Source organism: Fibrella aquatilis, assembly GCF_017353255.1.
Lineage (GTDB): Bacteria > Bacteroidota > Bacteroidia > Cytophagales > Spirosomataceae > Fibrella > Fibrella aquatilis.
Genome location: NZ_JAFMYU010000037.1, coordinates 1 through 18,939, shown reverse-complemented (window position 1 = coordinate 18,939; position 18,939 = coordinate 1). Strand labels below are relative to the sequence as shown.

Annotated in this window: 14 protein-coding genes; 9 read left to right on the top strand and 5 right to left on the bottom strand. The window is 52.4% G+C overall.

What is annotated here, in order from left to right; all coding sequences use genetic code 11:
- Nucleotides 1-202: 202 nt before the first annotated feature.
- Entirely contained in the window at nucleotides 203-3,076 is a 2,874-nt protein-coding gene (gene carB, locus J2I48_RS27270; RefSeq protein WP_207338707.1) for a carbamoyl-phosphate synthase large subunit, read from the top strand.
- Nucleotides 3,077-3,158: 82 nt separating this feature from the next.
- Here carB and J2I48_RS27265 read toward each other — a convergent pair whose 3' ends face one another.
- Entirely contained in the window at nucleotides 3,159-3,590 is a 432-nt protein-coding gene (locus tag J2I48_RS27265; protein WP_207338706.1) for a very short patch repair endonuclease, read from the bottom strand.
- Nucleotides 3,591-3,642: 52 nt separating this feature from the next.
- On the opposite strand from J2I48_RS27265, the gene J2I48_RS27260 reads away from it, so the two are divergent.
- The 4 genes from J2I48_RS27260 (at nucleotide 3,643) to J2I48_RS27245 (ending at nucleotide 8,540) form a co-directional block, all read left to right on the top strand.
- Entirely contained in the window at nucleotides 3,643-6,150 is a 2,508-nt protein-coding gene (locus tag J2I48_RS27260) for an ATP-binding protein (RefSeq protein WP_207338705.1), read from the top strand.
- A gap of 104 nt (nucleotides 6,151-6,254) precedes the next feature.
- A complete protein-coding gene (locus tag J2I48_RS27255) occupies nucleotides 6,255-7,613 on the top strand; it encodes a DNA cytosine methyltransferase (RefSeq protein ID WP_207338704.1) in 1,359 nt (452 codons plus the stop codon).
- Between the two features lie 239 nt (nucleotides 7,614-7,852).
- Nucleotides 7,853-8,053, top strand: a complete 201-nt coding sequence (locus J2I48_RS27250) for a hypothetical protein (RefSeq protein ID WP_207338703.1) — start codon at nucleotides 7,853-7,855, stop codon at nucleotides 8,051-8,053.
- On the top strand, nucleotides 8,019-8,540 hold the full coding sequence (locus tag J2I48_RS27245) for a DUF6169 family protein (RefSeq protein ID WP_207338702.1): 522 nt from the start codon (nucleotides 8,019-8,021) through the stop codon (nucleotides 8,538-8,540). Before J2I48_RS27250 ends, J2I48_RS27245 begins: the two co-directional genes overlap by 35 nt.
- 32 nt (nucleotides 8,541-8,572) lie before the next feature.
- Here J2I48_RS27245 and J2I48_RS27240 read toward each other — a convergent pair whose 3' ends face one another.
- Nucleotides 8,573-9,010, bottom strand: coding sequence for a hypothetical protein (locus tag J2I48_RS27240; protein WP_207338701.1), 438 nt, complete (start codon nucleotides 9,008-9,010; stop codon nucleotides 8,573-8,575).
- A 164-nt stretch (nucleotides 9,011-9,174) separates the two neighbouring features.
- On the opposite strand from J2I48_RS27240, the gene J2I48_RS27235 reads away from it, so the two are divergent.
- Nucleotides 9,175-10,623, top strand: a complete 1,449-nt coding sequence (locus J2I48_RS27235) for a DUF1800 domain-containing protein (RefSeq protein ID WP_207338700.1) — start codon at nucleotides 9,175-9,177, stop codon at nucleotides 10,621-10,623.
- Nucleotides 10,624-10,763: 140 nt separating this feature from the next.
- Nucleotides 10,764-11,996 (top strand): DUF1501 domain-containing protein, encoded by a 1,233-nt coding sequence (locus J2I48_RS27230; protein ID WP_207338699.1) that lies wholly within the window; start codon nucleotides 10,764-10,766, stop codon nucleotides 11,994-11,996.
- 123 nt (nucleotides 11,997-12,119) lie between these two features.
- Here J2I48_RS27230 and J2I48_RS27225 read toward each other — a convergent pair whose 3' ends face one another.
- The 3 genes from J2I48_RS27225 to J2I48_RS27215 all read right to left on the bottom strand — a co-directional run bounded on the left by J2I48_RS27225 (nucleotide 12,120) and on the right by J2I48_RS27215 (nucleotide 16,641).
- Entirely contained in the window at nucleotides 12,120-12,515 is a 396-nt protein-coding gene (locus J2I48_RS27225; protein WP_207338698.1) for a DoxX family protein, read from the bottom strand.
- Between the two features lie 19 nt (nucleotides 12,516-12,534).
- Complete coding sequence (locus tag J2I48_RS27220; protein ID WP_207338697.1) at nucleotides 12,535-15,483, bottom strand: M16 family metallopeptidase; 2,949 nt, start codon at nucleotides 15,481-15,483, stop codon at nucleotides 12,535-12,537.
- A 153-nt stretch (nucleotides 15,484-15,636) separates the two neighbouring features.
- Nucleotides 15,637-16,641 (bottom strand): NAD(P)H-dependent glycerol-3-phosphate dehydrogenase, encoded by a 1,005-nt coding sequence (locus J2I48_RS27215; RefSeq protein ID WP_207338696.1) that lies wholly within the window; start codon nucleotides 16,639-16,641, stop codon nucleotides 15,637-15,639.
- A 171-nt stretch (nucleotides 16,642-16,812) separates the two neighbouring features.
- Here J2I48_RS27215 and J2I48_RS27210 point away from each other — a divergent pair, with 171 nt between their 5' ends.
- Nucleotides 16,813-17,661, top strand: a complete 849-nt coding sequence (locus J2I48_RS27210; protein ID WP_207338695.1) for an META domain-containing protein — start codon at nucleotides 16,813-16,815, stop codon at nucleotides 17,659-17,661.
- Nucleotides 17,662-17,666: 5 nt separating this feature from the next.
- Nucleotides 17,667-18,932 (top strand): McrC family protein, encoded by a 1,266-nt coding sequence (locus J2I48_RS27205; protein ID WP_207338694.1) that lies wholly within the window; start codon nucleotides 17,667-17,669, stop codon nucleotides 18,930-18,932.
- Nucleotides 18,933-18,939: the final 7 nt, after the last annotated feature.

Genomic DNA, 18,939 nt, shown 5'->3' with positions numbered 1-18,939 from the left:
ATCACACCCCCTTCTCCGATGGGCGACTTTTTAGTCGCCCGTGTAGCATACGGGACAGGCGACCCTATTTTTTCCGGCTCATCTACGGCATATCCCGGCGTTAGCCCGTACTTTTGCGGGATTTTTGCCCATACGCCAACCCGGCTGGGCGATCATCATTGTACATTATACATTGTTCATTGTACATTGTTTCTCCTCCATCATGCCCAAGAATTCCTCCATTCGCTCGGTACTTATTATTGGTTCAGGCCCTATTGTGATTGGGCAGGCGTGTGAGTTTGACTATGCCGGTTCGCAGGCGGCGCGCTCCATCCGTGACGAGGGCATCGAAGTGTCGCTGATCAACTCCAATCCGGCCACGATCATGACCGACCCGATCAACGCCGACTACGTGTACCTGAAGCCGCTGGAGAAAAAATCCATCGTCGAGATTCTGGAAAAGCACCAGGCTATGGGCAAACCCATCGACGCGGTGCTGCCCACAATGGGCGGGCAAACTGCCCTTAACCTCGCTATAGACTGCGACAAGGCGGGTGTCTGGAAAAAATACGGGGTAAAGATCATCGGGGTAGACATTAAGGCTATTGAGACCACCGAAGACCGCGAGAAATTCAGGCTGCTGATGCTCGAACTGGGTGCGGGCGTCTGCAAAGGCCGCACCGCCCGGTCGTTTCTGGAAGGTAAAGAAATTGCCCAGGAAATTGGCTTTCCGCTCGTTATTCGGCCTTCCTATACGCTGGGAGGCACCGGCGGCGGGTTTGTGAACACCGCCGACGAGTTCGACAAAGCCCTTACGGCGGGCCTCCACGCCTCGCCCGTGCATGAGGTGCTGGTAGAGCAGAGCGTGAGCGGCTGGAAAGAATACGAGCTGGAACTGCTGCGCGATAACAACGCCAATTTTATCATCATCTGCTCTATCGAGAACTTCGACCCGATGGGCATCCATACCGGCGACTCCATCACGGTGGCGCCGGCCATGACCCTGCCCGACACGCTCTACCAAAAAATGCGCGACCTGGCCATCCGGGTGATGACCGGCATCGGGCAGTTTGCGGGGGGGTGTAACATCCAGTTTTCGGTAAACCCCGAAACCGACGATATCATTGTCATTGAGGTGAATCCGCGGGTGAGCCGGTCGTCGGCGCTGGCGTCGAAAGCTACGGGCTATCCCATTGCCAAGATTGCCGCCAAAATGGCCATCGGCTATAACCTTGACGAGCTGATGAACCCCATCACGGGCACCACGTCGGCGTTTTTCGAGCCAGCCATCGACTACGTAATCGTGAAGGTGCCGCGCTGGAATTTCGACAAGTTTCCGGGAGCCGACCGGTCGCTGGGCTTGCAGATGAAATCGGTGGGCGAAGCGATGGGCATTGGCCGGAACTTCCAGGAAGCCCTGCAAAAAGCTTGTCAGAGCCTCGAGATTCGCCGCAACGGCCTCGGTGCCGATGGCCGCGAGCTGAACGACATGGCTGCTCTGAAACAGAGCCTGGCGCACCCAAGCTGGAACCGCCTGTTCCACATTTATGACGCGTTTAAAGCGGGTATGTCGTTCAGTACCATCCGGAAGCTAACCAAAATTGACCCCTGGTTTCTGCAACAGATTGAAGAGCTGATTGACCTGGAGCGCGAGATTGAAAAGTACGACCTCGACGATCTGCCGCCCGAACTGCTCCGCACCGCCAAGCAGAAAGGCTACGCCGACCGGCAATTGGCGCATATGCTACAAGTACGCGAAAGCAAGATTTACCAGTACCGTCAGGACCACAACATTCGCCGGGTGTTCAAGTGTGTAGACACCTGCGCCGCTGAGTTCGAGGCCAAGACGCCTTACTACTACTCGACATTCAACAACCAGTTGCCCATTACGCTCGACCGTCCCGAACCCGTATCGGACCTGCCGGGCAACGAGTCGGTGCGGAGCAACCGGAAAAAGGTGGTTATTCTGGGTTCAGGCCCCAACCGGATTGGTCAGGGTATCGAGTTCGACTACTCGTGCGTACACGGTGTGTTAGCAGCCAAAGAGGCTGGTTACGAGACGATTATGATTAATTGTAATCCCGAAACTGTTTCGACCGACCCCGATATTGCCGACAAGCTGTACTTCGAGCCGGTGTTCTGGGAGCACGTCCACGCCATCATTCAGCACGAACAGCCGGAGGGGGTGATTGTGCAATTGGGCGGCCAAACAGCCCTGAAAATGGCCGAAAAGCTGACTCGTTACGGTATCAAAATCATTGGTACTAGTTGGGAGGCCCTTGACCTGGCCGAAGACCGGGGCCTGTTTTCGGGCATGCTCCGCGACCTGAATATTCCGTACCCGAAGTTCGGCACGGTGCGCGAGTCGGAAAGTGCCATTGAGCTATCGCGTGAGCTTGGGTTCCCCTTGCTAGTGCGGCCCAGCTACGTGCTGGGTGGGCAGAGCATGAAGATCGTGATCAACGAAACGGAACTGGAGCAGCACGTGATGAAGATCCTGAGCGACATTCCCGACAACAACATCCTGCTCGACCATTTCCTCGAAAACGCCATCGAAGCCGAATCCGACGCTATTTGCGACGGCGAAAACGTCTACATCATCGGTATCATGGAGCACATCGAACCGGCGGGTGTTCACTCCGGCGACTCCTACGCCCTGCTACCCACGTTCGATCTGAGTGAAAGCGTGATTGCCCAGATTGAGGAGTACACCAAAAAGATTGCCGTAGCGCTGAAAACCAAGGGGTTGATCAATATTCAGTTTGCCATCAAAGACGAGAAAGTCTACGTGATTGAGGCCAACCCCCGTGCCAGCCGCACGGTGCCGTTCATCTGCAAAGCCTACCAGGAGCCGTACGTGAACTACGCCACGAAAGTGATGCTCGGCGCGAAGGTGACGGACTTCACGTTCAACCCCGTCAAGAAGGGATACGCGATCAAGATTCCGGTGTTTTCCTTCAGCAAGTTCCCCAACGTAAATAAGGAACTCGGCCCCGAAATGAAATCCACCGGCGAAGGCATCTACTTCATCGACGACCTCCAGGACGACTTCTTCCAGAAGGTCTATTCCGAGCGGAATCTATATCTTAGTCGGTAGGACAGAGGACTGGTGCTAATACTTGCCAAGAGAAGTTGCGACAGCGGACGCGACTTCTCTTGGCAAGTGACTGCTAATCAGCTTAATTAAACACTTCTTCCCTCTCCGAACGCGACTCGATAGCGTTACGAATGGTAGTTAGGCAATACTGTAGTCTTTTATTTATGTCGCTTTCCCAGAAGCGAAGCACCATCCAGCCTAACGTCTGCAATTTTTCGGTTGTCTCAATATCGCGCTGCATGGTCCGCTCAACCTTGCTAATCCAGAACTCCTTGTTGGCTTTGAAGTCATGTTTCCTGCGCTCCCAATCCTTTCCATGCCAAAACTCGCCGTCACAGAAAATAACAATCTTGGGCTTTGATAGTACGATATCCGGCTTCCCAGGTAGTTTAGCGTAATTTATGCGATACCGATAACCCTCAGCCCATAAGGCCCTTCGGAGTGCAAGCTCAATACTTGAATTCTTGCTCTTACACGCCCGCATTCTATCACTAGTTGCCTGCTTTTGTTCCATAACGATTCATTTTAACACATAACAAATACTACCAATAATGGTGCTTGGTAATATGAACATCCCTCTGATTGACGCAAGTGCTGGTCTTCCTATTCGTCATATCCCCCTTACAATTGATTACACAATAATTGAGCATTTTTCTCACCATTTGTATGGCTCTCCTAACAAAGCAATTGAGGAGTTAGTTATAAATGGCTTCGATGCATTCGCCACTGAGGTGAAGGTTTTTACAGATGGTGAGTATACGCCTGGTAGAATATTAGTGTTAGACAATGGTAACTCAATGGACGTGGACGGATTGTCTGCTATGTGGCAGATTTCAAAAAGCCCAAAGAAAAATAATAGAACAGTCCAAAAAGGTACGGACATTCGTAGTGTAATAGGAAAGTTTGGAATTGGAAAAGTTGCAAGTTATACTCTAGGAAACTCCATATCGCACATATGCAAAAAGAACAATGAATACTTGGCAGTTCGAATGGACTACAAAAAACTAATGGAGCATGAGAATGCTTACATAGGCACGTCTTCGAAAGATGATATACAGTCAATCGAACACGACTATTCAAATGGTACTAGTGCCACGGAGCCTAAACAAGTAAATATCTACTCGTTGGAAAAAAATCAGGCCGAAAGTTTTATTAAACAAGCGTTTGAAAAAATTCCTGATGATTTAAATATATTCTTAGAGAATGAATGTTGGACTGTAGCAATAATTGAGGACTTAAAAGATAAAAAAATAACCCATGGTAGATTAGCTTGGGTACTAGGTAATGCTATGCCTTTACGTCCTGATTTTAAAGTTTGGGTCGATTCAACTCCTGTAATTGCTACTCTAGAGAAAAGTGGGATAGCCAAAAGTGCAGACTTGGGAAACAGAGAATTAAAAGATAGTATAAAAAGACGATGGGAAGACTATGTAACAAAAAAACTTCTTTCAGGCGATTTAATTTTTGACGAAGAAATGGGATTAGATCCTAATAATCCCGGCAAAACTATTTCGTATATAGAGTTCCCAAACTTAGGTAAAGTTTGGGGTAAAGTCATTTTGTACAATGAGTCGATAAAAAATCAAGATTCAAGTGAAGCACAGAGGAGTTATGGCTTCTTTATAATGGTACTTGGTAGATTATTAAATGACAACGATCCTAAGTTTTTACTTAATGACCCATCGTTTGGTACTTTTTATAAATCACAGTACATTCTTAATGTAGATGGGTTAGACGAAGATCTTTTGGCGGATAGAGAACGTATACATCGTGGAACTGACAAAGCTGAAGAATTAGCCTTCCTACAGCATGCAATCTACTTAGTTACAACCAACTGGCAAGCTGACTTGGATGACCAGAGAGCAGAAGAGGAATCCACAACTCTACTAAATTCAATTCCTATTAATTCGAGAGAATTCTTTAAAGAGCCAATAACAGCTTTACGTAGGCAATATTACCCTGAGGAGTTTGAGAATTTTGATCTTAGACCTCCATCAATAGAAAGAAAAGTTTTGAATTCAGAAATTGCGATAGCTGCTTTAACTGATGGAGGCAGTTTGATTGCAATCAATACGGCGCACCCTTATTATAAGTCTTTGTCAACGACTTTTGGGGCCAATACAAAAAATGGAAGAAAGCTCATCAATGAGTTTGAACGACTTGCTATATCTGAACTAACCTTTGAGGGGTATCTATACGATCTAGGCTTGGATGAAAGAATAATTCAAGAAATATTCTTTTGGAGGGATCGTCAATACAGGAACCTTGCAAGAACAAAGTCCGATTCGGTTCATAAACTTGCCGAAGACCTTAGAAAAGCTTCTGCAAGTTCGTCAGGAGCTAATTTTGAGCACACTATCGTAAACATCTTAGAATCTATGGGCTTCATTGCTACTCGTGATGGTGCTTCTGGCCAAAAAGATATTTTAATGAAAGCTTCGTGTGGTCCAGAATCGTATATTCTGACTTTCGAAGCTAAGGCGAAACTCACCGGTGAGCTACAAAATGATAGTGCGGAAATAGCAAGTGCCGCTGCACATAGAGATGCGGCTAAAGCAGAACATGCGGTGGTTATAACTAGGAAATTCTCCGGGTTTAATAAAAATCCTGAAGGCTTGCCTGCCGTATTGAAAGAGTGTGATGCCGTTGGAGGTGTGTCAATTATGGAAACTGAAGCATTAATTAAGCTTGCTGAAGTTATGAACAACTACTATTATTCATTGGCTCACGTGAAAACGATCTTTACTGAGGTAGAGGCCCCAGTTGTAAAAATGCAAAAAATAGAAGCCTTGGGTGAGCCTTTTGATCATTTCGATTATAAACCTCTGTTGAACAGGATTTGGAAGGAGCAAATAAGGATTGGAGAAAATGAATCAATCACATATCATAACATCTGGCAGGAGGACTACAGACATATTTTAAAAGACAAAAAGATTTTCGAAGCAAAATTACAGGCATTATCTATATTGGCAGACCCTTTGATTACGCTGAATATTCCAGCTAGCCTTATATTTTTGGAGCAGTCACCAGATAAGATTATGGATCTAATCATAAGTAGATTAGATCGTAACTGAGGCTGTTTGACCATTGATACTTTGAAAAAAAAGAGTAGCTTTAGCGAACAGTAATTGCAATATTTGTGTGAACTTTCACCATTACATAATATTTTGCCTCAACCGTGCTAACAGCCGTAAGCCTTTTTTCTAATTGTGGAGCGGGAGACGTTGGCTATCGCAGAGCTGACTTCCAGTTTGAGGTCATGGCTGAGCTAGAACCCAACCGTTTAGACGTTTGCGAACGTAATCACCCTGGAACAAAAGGAGTACCAGGTGATTTGCGTACCACTTGGCAACAGGTAGTTGCTGATTGGCATCAACGCCAAGAGGGTAATCGACCAGACCTTCTCTGTGCTTGCCCGCCTTGTCAGGGTATGAGTTCCGCGCGGGCCGGGCTGGGTGCTGGCAGCGATCCTAAGAAGTGGGAAGTTGATGAGCGAAACTTGCTGGTAGAAGTGGTGGCTAATGTTGTGCGTTCTCTACAGCCACGCCTGGTCGTGCTCGAAAACGTGCCTCAGTTTTTAACGCGCCTCGTCAAACACCCAGATACTGATGACGGAATAAGTGCTCCTAATTTGCTTCTTGAGCGGATCGGCGTGGACTATGCGGCTTTCCCAGTTGTCGTCGATATGGCTGATTATGGAGTACCCCAAACTCGAAAAAGAACGTTTATCACGCTTGTTCGCCGTGATGAACCTTGTCTAGTCTTGTTGAATCAAAGTCGAAAAATTCCATTTCCTATTCCTACTCACGAGGGAGACAAACGGATAAGTTTTGGTCAGTTTTTCACCCAGTATAACCTAAGCCCACTCAACCCACTTCGTGCAGAGGAAGCCGTTGATGCCCAAGACCCATTGCATGCAGTGCCAGTCTGGGATAACGGAGTTGACGATAGGCGCTATGCAATGGTTCAGGCAACTGCTTTAAACGGGGGAAGTGCATGGGATAATAAAGCGTGCTCAATAGGGTGCAACAATGAAAACGAGAGTATCAATGACGAAATGGCTGTTTGCCCTCAATGTGGTAATCCACTATTGCGTCCTGTAGTAAAAGACAAGAAAACTGGTGATTGGCGTCTTATTCAAGGTTTCCGTAATTCCAGTTATAGACGCTTAGACGAGCGGCTAGTCGCGTCAACCGTTACAACTGCCAGTGCCCACCTCGGTAGTGACATCAACATTCATCCTACCCAAAATCGTCTCCTAAGCGTTCGTGAGTGTGCGTTATTACAAACGTTTCCGTGGGATTTTGATTGGGGAAAAACGTTGGAGCGGGGCCACTTGAATAAAATACGGGAGATGATTGGTGAAGCCGTTCCGCCTCTATTTACCCAAGCACACGGACTAGTATTGAATAATTTGTTGGAAGGAACTGCCGACTTGGATTCTTTAATGGACATCAACAATACCCGGAGTCGCCGCGCCCGTATTAAGCTGGGCCTTCCACCTCAGCCTGTACAAGATCAGCCGACCCTTTTCTGATAAGAACTCGGTCCCGAAATGAAATCCACCGGCGAAGGCATCTACTTCATCGACGATCTCCAGGACGACTTCTTCCAGAAGGTCTACGCCGAGCGGAACCTGTACCTGAGCCGGTAATTTTATTGAGCTATTCTCCTGTTTAAGAGCCGCTTGCATCGGGAAGAACCGATTCGAGCGGCTTATTTGTTTTGGCGATGAAGTGATATATTTGACTTATAAACAGCTATCAGGCAAAGATTATGGAAACGATCCAACACGAACTGACTGCCGAAGAACGTCATGAAAGGCTCGTTGCCTTTTTGAAAAGACATATGGACGAAAAGCGGCGCGACGAACAGGAGACCCGTGAGCGGTATAAATCAGATCCCGCTATACGAGAGGCTTTTGCCAAGCTAAAACAAGAGAATGAAGAAAGAGGAACCCCCGTTGTTAGGTTATAACTACATCTTCATTGGTGGAGTCGACTCTGTGTATGGTTTCATAACAAACAACAACAACAGTTATGAAGTCAAATTCAAACCTAGTCCCTATGCCTTAGGCGACGATTTTGCTTTTGGTGAACATATCTACGAGTTGGTGTTGAAGGTGGTGGACTCGCCGACTGATAAAAATCCACCGTTTGATGCCCTGACTGCACCCACCGTAGCGGCCATTATCAAAGACTTTTATGACCGTAGTAGCCTGACAATCACGATTTACATCTGTGATACGTCAGACCGACGCGAGATGGCCCGGTGGTACAAATTCAACCGCTGGTACGACCATTTCAATGCCAATAACTATTTCCGCGCCGATCAGGCCGTGCTGGACGAGAAAGACGGCGTATTGTACCACTGCGCGTTCATCATCAAGGCAAATAACCCCAACAAGATGGCCGTCATTACCGCTTTCAATCGGTTGATGGACGGCTATAACGTAGCCAAATGACATCGGGGCAACTGGCAGAAGAATACCACATATCACTTCCGGCGGTAGCTGCACCCGAACCCATCATAAGCGTTATCGTCAATTTCCATTCCGGTGGTCCTTAGGCTCGAAATAACGCCGTTGGTTATTAGTTGCGGCGATCCTGACGGGTAGGGTTGCTGTAGTTGCGTTTGGATAGAGGGCGTGTCTTTTCCGGTGTAAATGCTCCGCATAGTTCCGGTTGTGTAGGTGCCCGAATAAAGCGCTGTTCCGTTACGAAGCACATCGAACTGATTACCAGCCTTGATACGCAGGATAATCTCTTCGTTGGTAGCCGGTTTGTAGGTAAGCCCGCCCGTGAATCCACCCGACGTGGCTATCCAGACCCAGTCGCCAGTCAGGGCGGTGGCTTGCGGGTTGATGGATGCTGCATCTTTCTGGCAGTTGCTCAATGCCAGCAAGAGCAGGAATGCCAGGCATATGTTTTTCATGGTCAATACGTTTGCTCTATAGACCCTACTCGCTGCCGAATGGTTGCTCACTGCCCATCATAGTAGTAACTGCCAATCCTGGTAATTTCATTTTTTAATTACCGTGCAACTAAACGCTTGCGTCCGTTATCTCTCTAACATCAATAGACTAACCAACGAAGCCGATGCAACGTATTCGACCAGCGCAACTCCGCCACCTCTACAGCCGGGCGGGGTTTGGAGCTACCCCGGCGCAACTGGAACAGGCCGGTGGGCATTCTGTTCGGGCCACGGTTAAATCGCTATTTGCTGATAGCCAGGCATTTACGCCGCTGGAATTGGCTGGTGGCGAGGTGGTTGACAAAGGTGAACTGAAGCAGATGATGCGGGCGGGTCAGCTCGACCGGCTCGAACTGAAAGCCAAGATCAAGGAAGCCGCTCTGGCTCAGCGCGGTCTCAACGTGGCCTGGATCGACCAGATGGTGGGGCAAAAAGGGGCTTTGCGTGAGAAAATGGCCTTGTTTTGGCACGGGCACTTTGCCTGCCGCATCAACCAGAAGCCCGGCTTTGTGCTCGACTACCTGAACGTGATCCGGCAACATGCGCTGGGTAACTTCGGCGAGTTGCTGCTGGCAGTGTCGAAAACGCCTGCCATGCTTCAGTTTCTGAACAATCAGCAGAATCGGAAGAACGCGCCCAACGAAAATTTCGCCCGCGAGGTGATGGAGCTGTTCACTCTGGGTAAGGCCGTTTCTGGTCCGCCGCACTACACCGAACGCGACGTGAAAGAGGCGGCGCGGGCCTTCACGGGCTGGCAGTTTACGCCCGAAGGTCAGTTCATCTTCCGCGAGAAAGTCCACGACGACGGTGAAAAGACCATTTTTGGCCATACCGGTCCGTATCGGGGCGACGATGTGATTGCCATGCTGCTCAAGAATCCCAACACGGCCCGGCACATCACGACCAAACTCTACCGGGCGTTTGTGAACGAAACCGCCGACCTGGACCGTACCGAACAGCAGCGCATTGACAAGCTGGCCGACCAGTTCTACGCATCCAACTACGACATCAGCGAGTTGATGGAGAGCATCTTCACCGCCGACTGGTTCTACGACGACCGCAACGTGGGGGCACACATCAAGTCGCCGGTGGAGCTGCTGGCGGGTATCCGGCACCTGGTGGGCGTGACCTTCTCCGAGCCGCAGCCGCAGGTGTTCATTCAGCGCACGCTGGGGCAACTGCTGCTCTACCCGCCCAATGTGGCGGGCTGGCCCGGTGGCCGCAACTGGATCGACTCGTCGAGCTTGCTGTTCCGCATGAAACTGCCCGATTACGTCTTCAAAAACGCCAACGTGGCCGTCCGGGCCAAAGAAGATGGTGACGTAAACGTGCAGCCCTTCGAGCGGAAAGGAGCCAACAAGTTCACTACGCAGGTAGACTGGGCCGGTTTCGAGCAGGCTTTTGCCCAAACTCCGTCCGCCCAACTGCCCGACGCCATTGCCGCCTGCCTGCTGCCCTGGCCCCTTACGCCCGACCAACGTAACTTGCTTACAAAGACCAACCCATCATCGGCCAACCCAATTCGGCAACTGGCCACAACGATGATGAGCTTTCCTGAATTTCAACTATGTTAAAAGTCGAAAGAGTGAAAGAGTAAATGAGTGAAAGAGCGAAAATTGCTGACGCCCAGGATTGCGCCAGCCACCTTAGTAGATTGGTAAGCAACCTGCACTCTTTCATTCTTTTATTCTTTCGCTCTTTCGCTCTTTCACCCATGAAACGCAGACACTTCCTCCAACAATCGGCTTTCGCTACGGCGGGAACCATGCTGATTCCTTCGTTTTTGAAGGCATTTGAAACGCAGGCAAAGGGCCTGGCCGGGGCTACAGGTGCCCTTACGGGCAGTTCGCCGACGGGTAAAATCCTGGTCGTGGTGCAACTGTCGGGGGGTAACGACGGGCTGAATACCGTGGTACCCTACCGCAACGACATCTACTACCGCGAACGGCCCGGCATTGCCATCAAGCCCGATAAGGTGCTGACCCTCAACGACGAAGTGGGCCTGAACCCCGCCCTGGCACCCCTCCGCGCCCTTTACGACGACGGCCTGCTGACGGTGATCAACAACGTGGGCTACCCCAACCCCGACCGGTCGCACTTCCGGTCGATGGATATTTGGCAAACGGCCTCAAATTCAGATCAATACCTGCAAACGGGCTGGGTGGGTCGCTATCTCGACGCGGCCTGTGCGGGGCAACCCGGCGTGGCCAACCGGCCCAAGGCTATTGAGGTGGATGATACGCTGAGCCTATCGATGAAGGGGCGCGGCCAAAACGCTCTGGCCCTGATTGACCCGAAAAAGCTGTTCAACCAAACGCGGGGTAACCTGGTGGAAACCCTCGCCGCCGCCAAACCCGACCCGCACCACGGCGACGTGGCTTACCTCTACAAAACCCTGGCTGAAACTACCTCGTCGGCGGCCTATGTATACGACAAAACGAAGGTAGCCAAGACGCAGACGACTTACCCGGCACATGAACTGGGCAACCGGCTCAAGACGGTATCGGAGTTGATTCAGTCGGGGGTGGAGACGCAGGTGTATTACGTGTCTATTGGTGGCTTCGACACGCACATCAACCAGCCGGGTCAGCAGGAACGGCTACTGAAGCAATATGGCGAGGCCGTAGGCGCGTTTATGCAGGACATGAAAGCGTCGGGCCGGATGCAGGACGTGCTGCTGATGACGTTCTCCGAATTTGGCCGTCGGGTGAAGCAAAACGCCAGTAACGGCACTGACCACGGCACGGCCAACAACGTGTTTTTGCTGGGCGGCATGGGCAACCGCAAGGTGTTTAACCCTGCCCCCACGCTGACCGATCTGGACGAAGGCGACCTGCGCTATTCGGTTGATTTCCGCAGTATCTACGCCACCCTCCTCCACGATTGGCTCGGCACCAACGACGCGGCCATTTTGGGGCAAAAATTTGATAGGTTGGGGGTAGTGTAGATCAAGGGGTTAGTGGTTGGTAGTTTGTGGTTTGTAGTTGGCTAATGCGAGAGTATGCTTGCCGCACCGGCGGACCGGTCAGATAACTACGAACCACAAACTACCAACTACCAATCCCTTGACCTACACCCGGTATCCCCGTTCGTCGATGGAGTAGCGGCCGGGGCCATTGAGTAGCAGGAAAAAGGCTACGGCCATCAGGTTGAGCGAGGGCATGGTGTTCTGGTAGCTGTCGTTGGTGTTGATGTGCGCCATACCGAAGGCGACGCTGAAATTGATGAGTATAAACAGCGATGCCAGCCGCGTCTGGAAGCCCAACAGCCACAACATACCGCCAATAAACTCGGTGTAGGCCGATACGTAAGCGCCCGGCGTAGGAAACGGGAATCCCAGGCTGTGTAGGTAATCGATAAACTGCGGCATGTTGGCTGCCGGGTGAATCACGTTTTCGTACGAGACTTTCACCAGCTGAAAGCCAAATGCCAGCCGCAGGGCCAGAATACCAAGGTTACGGTTCATAGTGTAAAAGTCTCTGCTATCAATAGCCAAAAATCTCGTTCAGTGTCAGCTTTTTAACCTCACCGTTTTTAGCCAAATCGGTGGGGGAAATGCGTTTTTCGGAGGCCACCACGCAGAGCGTGTAGGGCTTGTTGGCCAGTTGAGTGCTAGCAAACGTTTTCAGGTCGGCGTAGCTGAGCTTGTCGAGGGCCTCGTAGGTTTGGCGGCGAGTGTCGTAGTCGAGGCCGCGCTCAGCCGCGTCGAGGTAGCTGTAGATGATGGCGTCGTTCAGAATGCGCTCGGTCTGCATCGACTTCTTCATGCCCACCTTTGTGGTTTCGAGCAGCTTGCCCGATTCGGGCAGCGCGTTGAGTAACTCGTTCATGCCCGCCACGGCCTCGTTGAACTTGTCGGCCTGCGAACCGATGTAGGCACTAACCGAATACTGCTGGTCTTTGCGTTCGGGAATGTTATAGTTGGCGTAGGTGCTGTAGGCCAGGGCTTTCGACTCGCGCAGGGTCTGAAACACCACCGAGGCCATGTTGCCCCCGAAATAATTGTTGAATAGCGATACCGTGGGCAGCTGCGCCGGGTCGAAAGAGGCCGTGTTGCGCACCCAAAACACCTCCGACTGCACCATGTCGTAATCGGCAAAAAGCACTTCGGGCTTTTGCTGGGCCACCTGCACAAACGCCTGCCGCGTGGGCACGTCCCGAAACGCAGTGGGCATCTGGTGAGCCTGGGTCAGGTCGGTGCCGAGGGCCGCCAATGGGCGCGGGCCGTAATAAATCACCCGCTGCGGGTAGTCGAACAGGGTGTGTAATACGTCGATCAACTGAGCCGAGGTGAGGGCCTTCAGTTCGTCGTTGGTGAGTTGGTTGTTGTAGGGGTTTTTGGGGCCGTACTGGGCGTAGTTGATCAGGCCCTGCATAATGGCCCCTTTGTTGAGCTTGCTGTCGGACCGCCCCTTCATGATGCGCTCTTTCAGGCTGGCAAGGGCTTCTTCATTAGGCTTGCACTGGCGCAGCAGGTGGTCGAGCAGGGCTACGCTTTTGGCAAAGTTTTCCTGCAAACCCGACAGCTGCACGGTTGTGTAATCGCCTGAGGAATAGAGGTTATAGTTGCTGGCCAGGCCGTAGAACGCTTTGCTGATGTCCTCGGCGGTGTATTTGTCGGTGCTCAAAAAAGCCAGGTACTGCGTGGCAATGGGCAGGAGCTTATTGTGGTAGGTGCCCATCGGAATGCGGTAGCCCAGCCGGAACAGGTCGTTGTCGGGGTTGTTTACGTACAGCACTTCGGCGTTCCCAGCTTTGCCGCGCTGAATGTCTTTTTTGTAATCGAGCCAGACGGGCTGCACGTCGCTCATGGGCAGGCTGTTTACCTGCTGCAAAAACGGCGACTGCGCCTCGCGGTTCACCTCCACGGGCGTAATGGCGGGTTTGTCTACCTTGGTAATGTTTTTGTCTTGGCCCTTGCGTTTGTAGACCACTACGTAGTTGTCGCCTAGGTATTTGTTGGCGAAGTCGATCACCTGCTGCTGTGTTACCGCCGCCAGCTGAGCGTTCAGGCCAATGATGCTGGGGTAAGCACTACCGCCCGACAGGATAAAGGCGTCGAGGAGTTTGTCGGCCCGCCCGTAGTTGCTCTCAAAGGTTTCGATCTGCCGTTTTTTGTAATTGTTCACAATCGACTGCATCACGGTGGCGTCGAAATCGCCCTTTTTCAGCTTGGCCACTTCGCCCAGCAGCAAGCCTTTTACTTCGTCGAGCGACTGTCCCTGTTTAGGTCGCCCATAGAGGCTCCAGACGCCGTAATCTTTCATGAACTGCGACGATGACCCGCCGCCCAATATCTTCTGTTGCTTGTTGAGGTCAAGGTCGATCAATCCCGCCGCCGAGTTCGACATCAACTCATCGGCCATGATGGCCACGGCCCGGTTCTGGGCCACGCCGCCCGGAAACCGGTAGCCAATCCGCACCGATTCGGGCGTGGGGCCAGTTACTTCGCGGGTTTGCACGGTGGTAAGCGGGGCCTCCGGTTTGGGATTATAAAGCGTGACCGGTTTGGGCTTCATGTAGGCAAACGCCTTATCAATTTTGGCAATGACCACGTCGGGGTTGAAGTCGCCGGCCATGATCACGGCCATGTTGTTGGGCACGTAGTACTTGTCGAAATAGTTGCGGATTTCAACCAGCGAGGGGTTTTTGAGGTGTTCAACGGTGCCAATGGTGGTCTGCTGCCCGTAGTTATGCGTTGGGAACAGCGCCGCCATCAGGGCCTCGTCCACCTTATTGCCGTCGTTATCGAGCGACCGGTTTTTCTCTTCGTAAACGGCCTCTAATTCGGTATGAAAAATGCGTAATACGGGCTTACGGAAGCGTTCGGCCTGTACGGCCAAATACCGATCCAGCGCGTTAGCGGGAATGTCTTCCAGGTACACCGTTTGTTCATACCAGGTGAAGGCGTTGCTGCCCTGCGCCCCCATCGAGGCCAGCATTTTATCGTACTCATTGGCAATGGCATACTTGGCCGCCTCGCCCGATGCCACGTCGATCTGTTTGTAGATGTCCTTGCGTTTGGCCTCGTCGGTCGTTTTGTTATACTGCTCATACAGAGCATCCACCTTATCCAGCAGGGGTTTTTCCTTCGCCCAATCCAGCGACCCAAACTTGTCGGTGCCTTTAAAGAGCATATGTTCGAGGTAGTGCGCCAGGCCGGTATTGGTGCGCGGGTCGGTGTTGGAGCCTGCCCGCGTGGGGATGAACGTGAAGATGCGCGGCTCTTTTTTGTTCACGCTCAGCAGCACCGTCAGGCCGTTCTTCAACGTGTACATCCGGGCCTGCATAGGGTCGTTGGCCAGGTACTTGTAGGTGTACCCCCCCGGCGAGGTACCCGTTTTCCAGCCCTGCTGAGCCGTCTGCGCCCGACTAACCCCGCTAAAAGTCAGGAGCAGCCACAGGCAAAAAAAGAAGTGAGTCGTCTTTTTCATGTTGATTTAGTTTGGGAACTGGGAATGAAGGGGTTAATGTACAATGCATAATGAACAATGTACAATGTTGCTGACGCAGGCGTACTCTGGCCGAACCAACGGACCGTTCAGCAACATTGTACATTGTTCATTATGCATTGTACATTCCTCCTTTCACCTCATCTCCCTCTTCAGTGCGTTCATCTCTGCCCCTGGCGAGGCTCCTTCGTAGAGAATACGATATACCGCCGACACAATGGGCATGGGCACCTGGTGGGGTTCGTTGATGGCGTAGATGCTGCGCACGGCGTAGTAGCCTTCGGCAATCATGTTCATCTCCATCTGCGCCGACTGGATGGTGTAGCCCCGGCCAATGAGGTTGCCGAAGGTACGGTTGCGGCTGAAGGGCGAATAGCAGGTCACGAGCAGATCGCCGAGGTAAGCCGACTGGCTTAGGTCGCGGGCCACAGGGAAGAGCGTGTCGACAAACCGGCGGATTTCCTGGGTGGCGTTAGACACCAGCACCGCCTGGAAATTGTCGCCGTAGCCCAGGCCGTGGGTGATGCCGCAGGCCAGCGCAATGATGTTTTTCATGACAGCGCAATATTCCACGCCATACAAATCATTGATCGGTGAGGCCTTCACAAACCGGCAGGTCAGCAACGCCGACACCGCCTCGGCGCAGGCCGCACCCGTTGACGCGATGGTGAGGTACGACTGTTTCTCCAGGGCCACTTCTTCGGCATGACACGGCCCGGCAATGCAGGAAATGTGGTCTTTGGGCACGGCAAATTTCGCCTCAACCCAGTCCGTTACAAGCTGATTGATGTTGGGAATCATGCCCTTAATGGCCGAAACGACGAGTTTTCCGGTGAAATGGGCGGGCGTTAGTCCCAGTAGCGCGTCGGAGACGAAGGCGGCGGGCACGGCCAGAATAACGTAGTCGGCATCGCGGATGGCTTCCCTGATTTTGGTGGTTACTTTCACCTTGCGCGGGTTGATCTGCACGTCGCTGAGGTAGCTTTTGTTCCGGTTAAAGCGTTTGATGTGGGCAGCATCGACCTCGTTGCGCAGCCACCAGCGGATGGTCACGTTGTTTTCTGACAGTATCTTAACGAGAGCAGTAGCCCAACTTCCGCCGCCAATCATGGCAATGCGGATGGGAGTGGCGTTTTTCATGGGGTAAAGATAGATAGGAGGAGAAGGGAGTGGTGAGTGCTTAACGGTAAGTGGTGAGTTTGCTGCCGCCAAATCTCTTCTCGCGAAAGCAAACTCACCACCTACCGTTAAGCACTCACCACTCCCTTTTTCGCACTAATTCCTACCCCATTGCCGTTATAGAGTATGCTTATGAAACAAAGAAATCTGTTGAGCGCGGCGGGCCTGGCGCTGATCTTGCTGGGCAGTTGCGAACGGGCTGCCCTTCCACTGACGCATTCCACCACCGTAAAAACTAAGTCGACGCTACTACCTGAGTCGTCGGTCTGGACCGAAAAACGGCGGGCAGGCATCGACTTTGTGGCGGCAGGCATAACGCCTTCAGAATGGTCGATGGACGTTGACTTTTCCAAACAAATTGTCTTCAAACCACTCAGCGGCTCTACACTGGTGGCTGACATGCCCAAGCCGCAGCCTAGTGGCAAAAACAGTGGCGTACTGCTCGATGCCCGCGTGGGAACGGGCCTGGTGGCGGCATCGAACAAGAAAAATTACCTGCCGAAAAACAACCGCATCAAGGTGTTTATTGAGCCTACCGTCACCCGTGACAACCTTACGGGTCGGTTATATGCCTACACCGTGCGCGTGGAAAATAATGGCCGGAAATACGTAGGTTACGGGGCGTTTATCAAAGGCAGCGACCGCCTCAATGGCACCTGGGCGCTGGAAACCTTCAAAGGGCAACGGGTACGCCCCGGTCAATTTCCCAATAACGCCCTGCCCGAACTGACCATTAACCTGGAAGGTAACGAAGTAGAAGGCAGCACCGGTTGCAATAAACTGAAAGGCGAAGTGTCGGCAGAGGGTGACCATGTGAAGTTTGTGGTGAAAACAACGACCAACAAGAAATGCTCAAATCCGTTTGAGGAAGACTACCTTGCTGCCCTGGCGCAAACCACGCTGTTTCGTATCGGAAAAGATCGCCTTACCCTGCTGGTAGACGGGCAATATGTGCTGACCATGAAGCCGGCGGAGAAGTAAAGTTTATGAAAAAACGGGTCTACGTCCTCACCGAACGCGCTACGTTGCGCCGGGCGACCGACTACCCGGACATGACCCCCGCGCCGGACGAGTGGCTGCTGCCCGACGTTGATTTCGACATTATCAAGCAGTTTGCCGCCGACGCGCCCGATACCACCGCCGACGCGCTCCTGACTTACAGCCTCAGCCGGGGTCGCGATACCGTCCGCCTGCGCAGCTATGTGGGCCTGCTCGATTTGCGCGGTGGCCTCAGCCTCGACATCCGGCCCCGCGTGGGCTACCTGCCCGCCCTGCTGCGCCACCTGCCCGACGCGGCCTTTCACCGGCTGCATACCGGCCAAAGCGGCGCCACCGATCTGCCACTTTGGGAAATCTTTATCGACGCCTTTCTGCGCGAAACTACCCAGGCGCTTAGCCGGGGGTTGGCACGGAGCTACGTGGCCGAAGAAGCCGAAACCGCCACGCTTAGAGGGAAAATACGGATGGCCGAACAGGTGCAGCAACCCTATTTCCAGCCCGACCGCCTGGCCGTGACCCAGGACGAACACACCGCTAATATTGCTGTAAACCGGGTGCTAAAAGCGGCCCTGCTGCGCGTTATGGCCCGTTCGGAGGTGGTGGCGAGCCAGACCCGCTGCCGTCAGCTGCTGGCTTTTCTGGCCGATATTCCCAGTTCACAAAACCTGACTACCGACCTGCGGGCGGTGACCGCCACCAACCGCCTGTTGCAACGCTATGCCGTGGCCTTACGCTGGGCTACCTGGTTGCTACGGGGGCAGGGCGCGGGCCTGTGCGTAGGGTCGACGGTGACCAACTGCCTGTTGTTTCCCATGGAGCGCGTCTTTGAGCAGTACGTGGCGGCAGGGTTTCGGCGGGTGGGTGCCGAGGTGCAGGAATCATCGGCGCACCTGATCGACGAACATGCCGGGCAACCCAAATTCAAGCTCCGCCCCGACCTGCTCCTCCGCCAAGACGAGCAGACCATTGTGCTCGACACGAAGTGGAAAACGCTGGACGCCACCGACCAAAACGGCCACTACGGCATTGAACAGGCCGATTTATACCAGCTTTATGCCTACGGCAAAAAGTACAACGCCACCCAAGTGGTCCTGATTTACCCCGCCCACGTCGGCTTTACAAAACCCCTGCGCGTCTTCGGCTACGACGACACCATGCACCTCCACGTGGTGCCGTTTGACCTGACCCAACCGCTGCATGAGGAAGTGACGAAGGTGCTGGATGAAGTAGGAGGGGGGGGATTTAGGGTTTAGTCGGCGT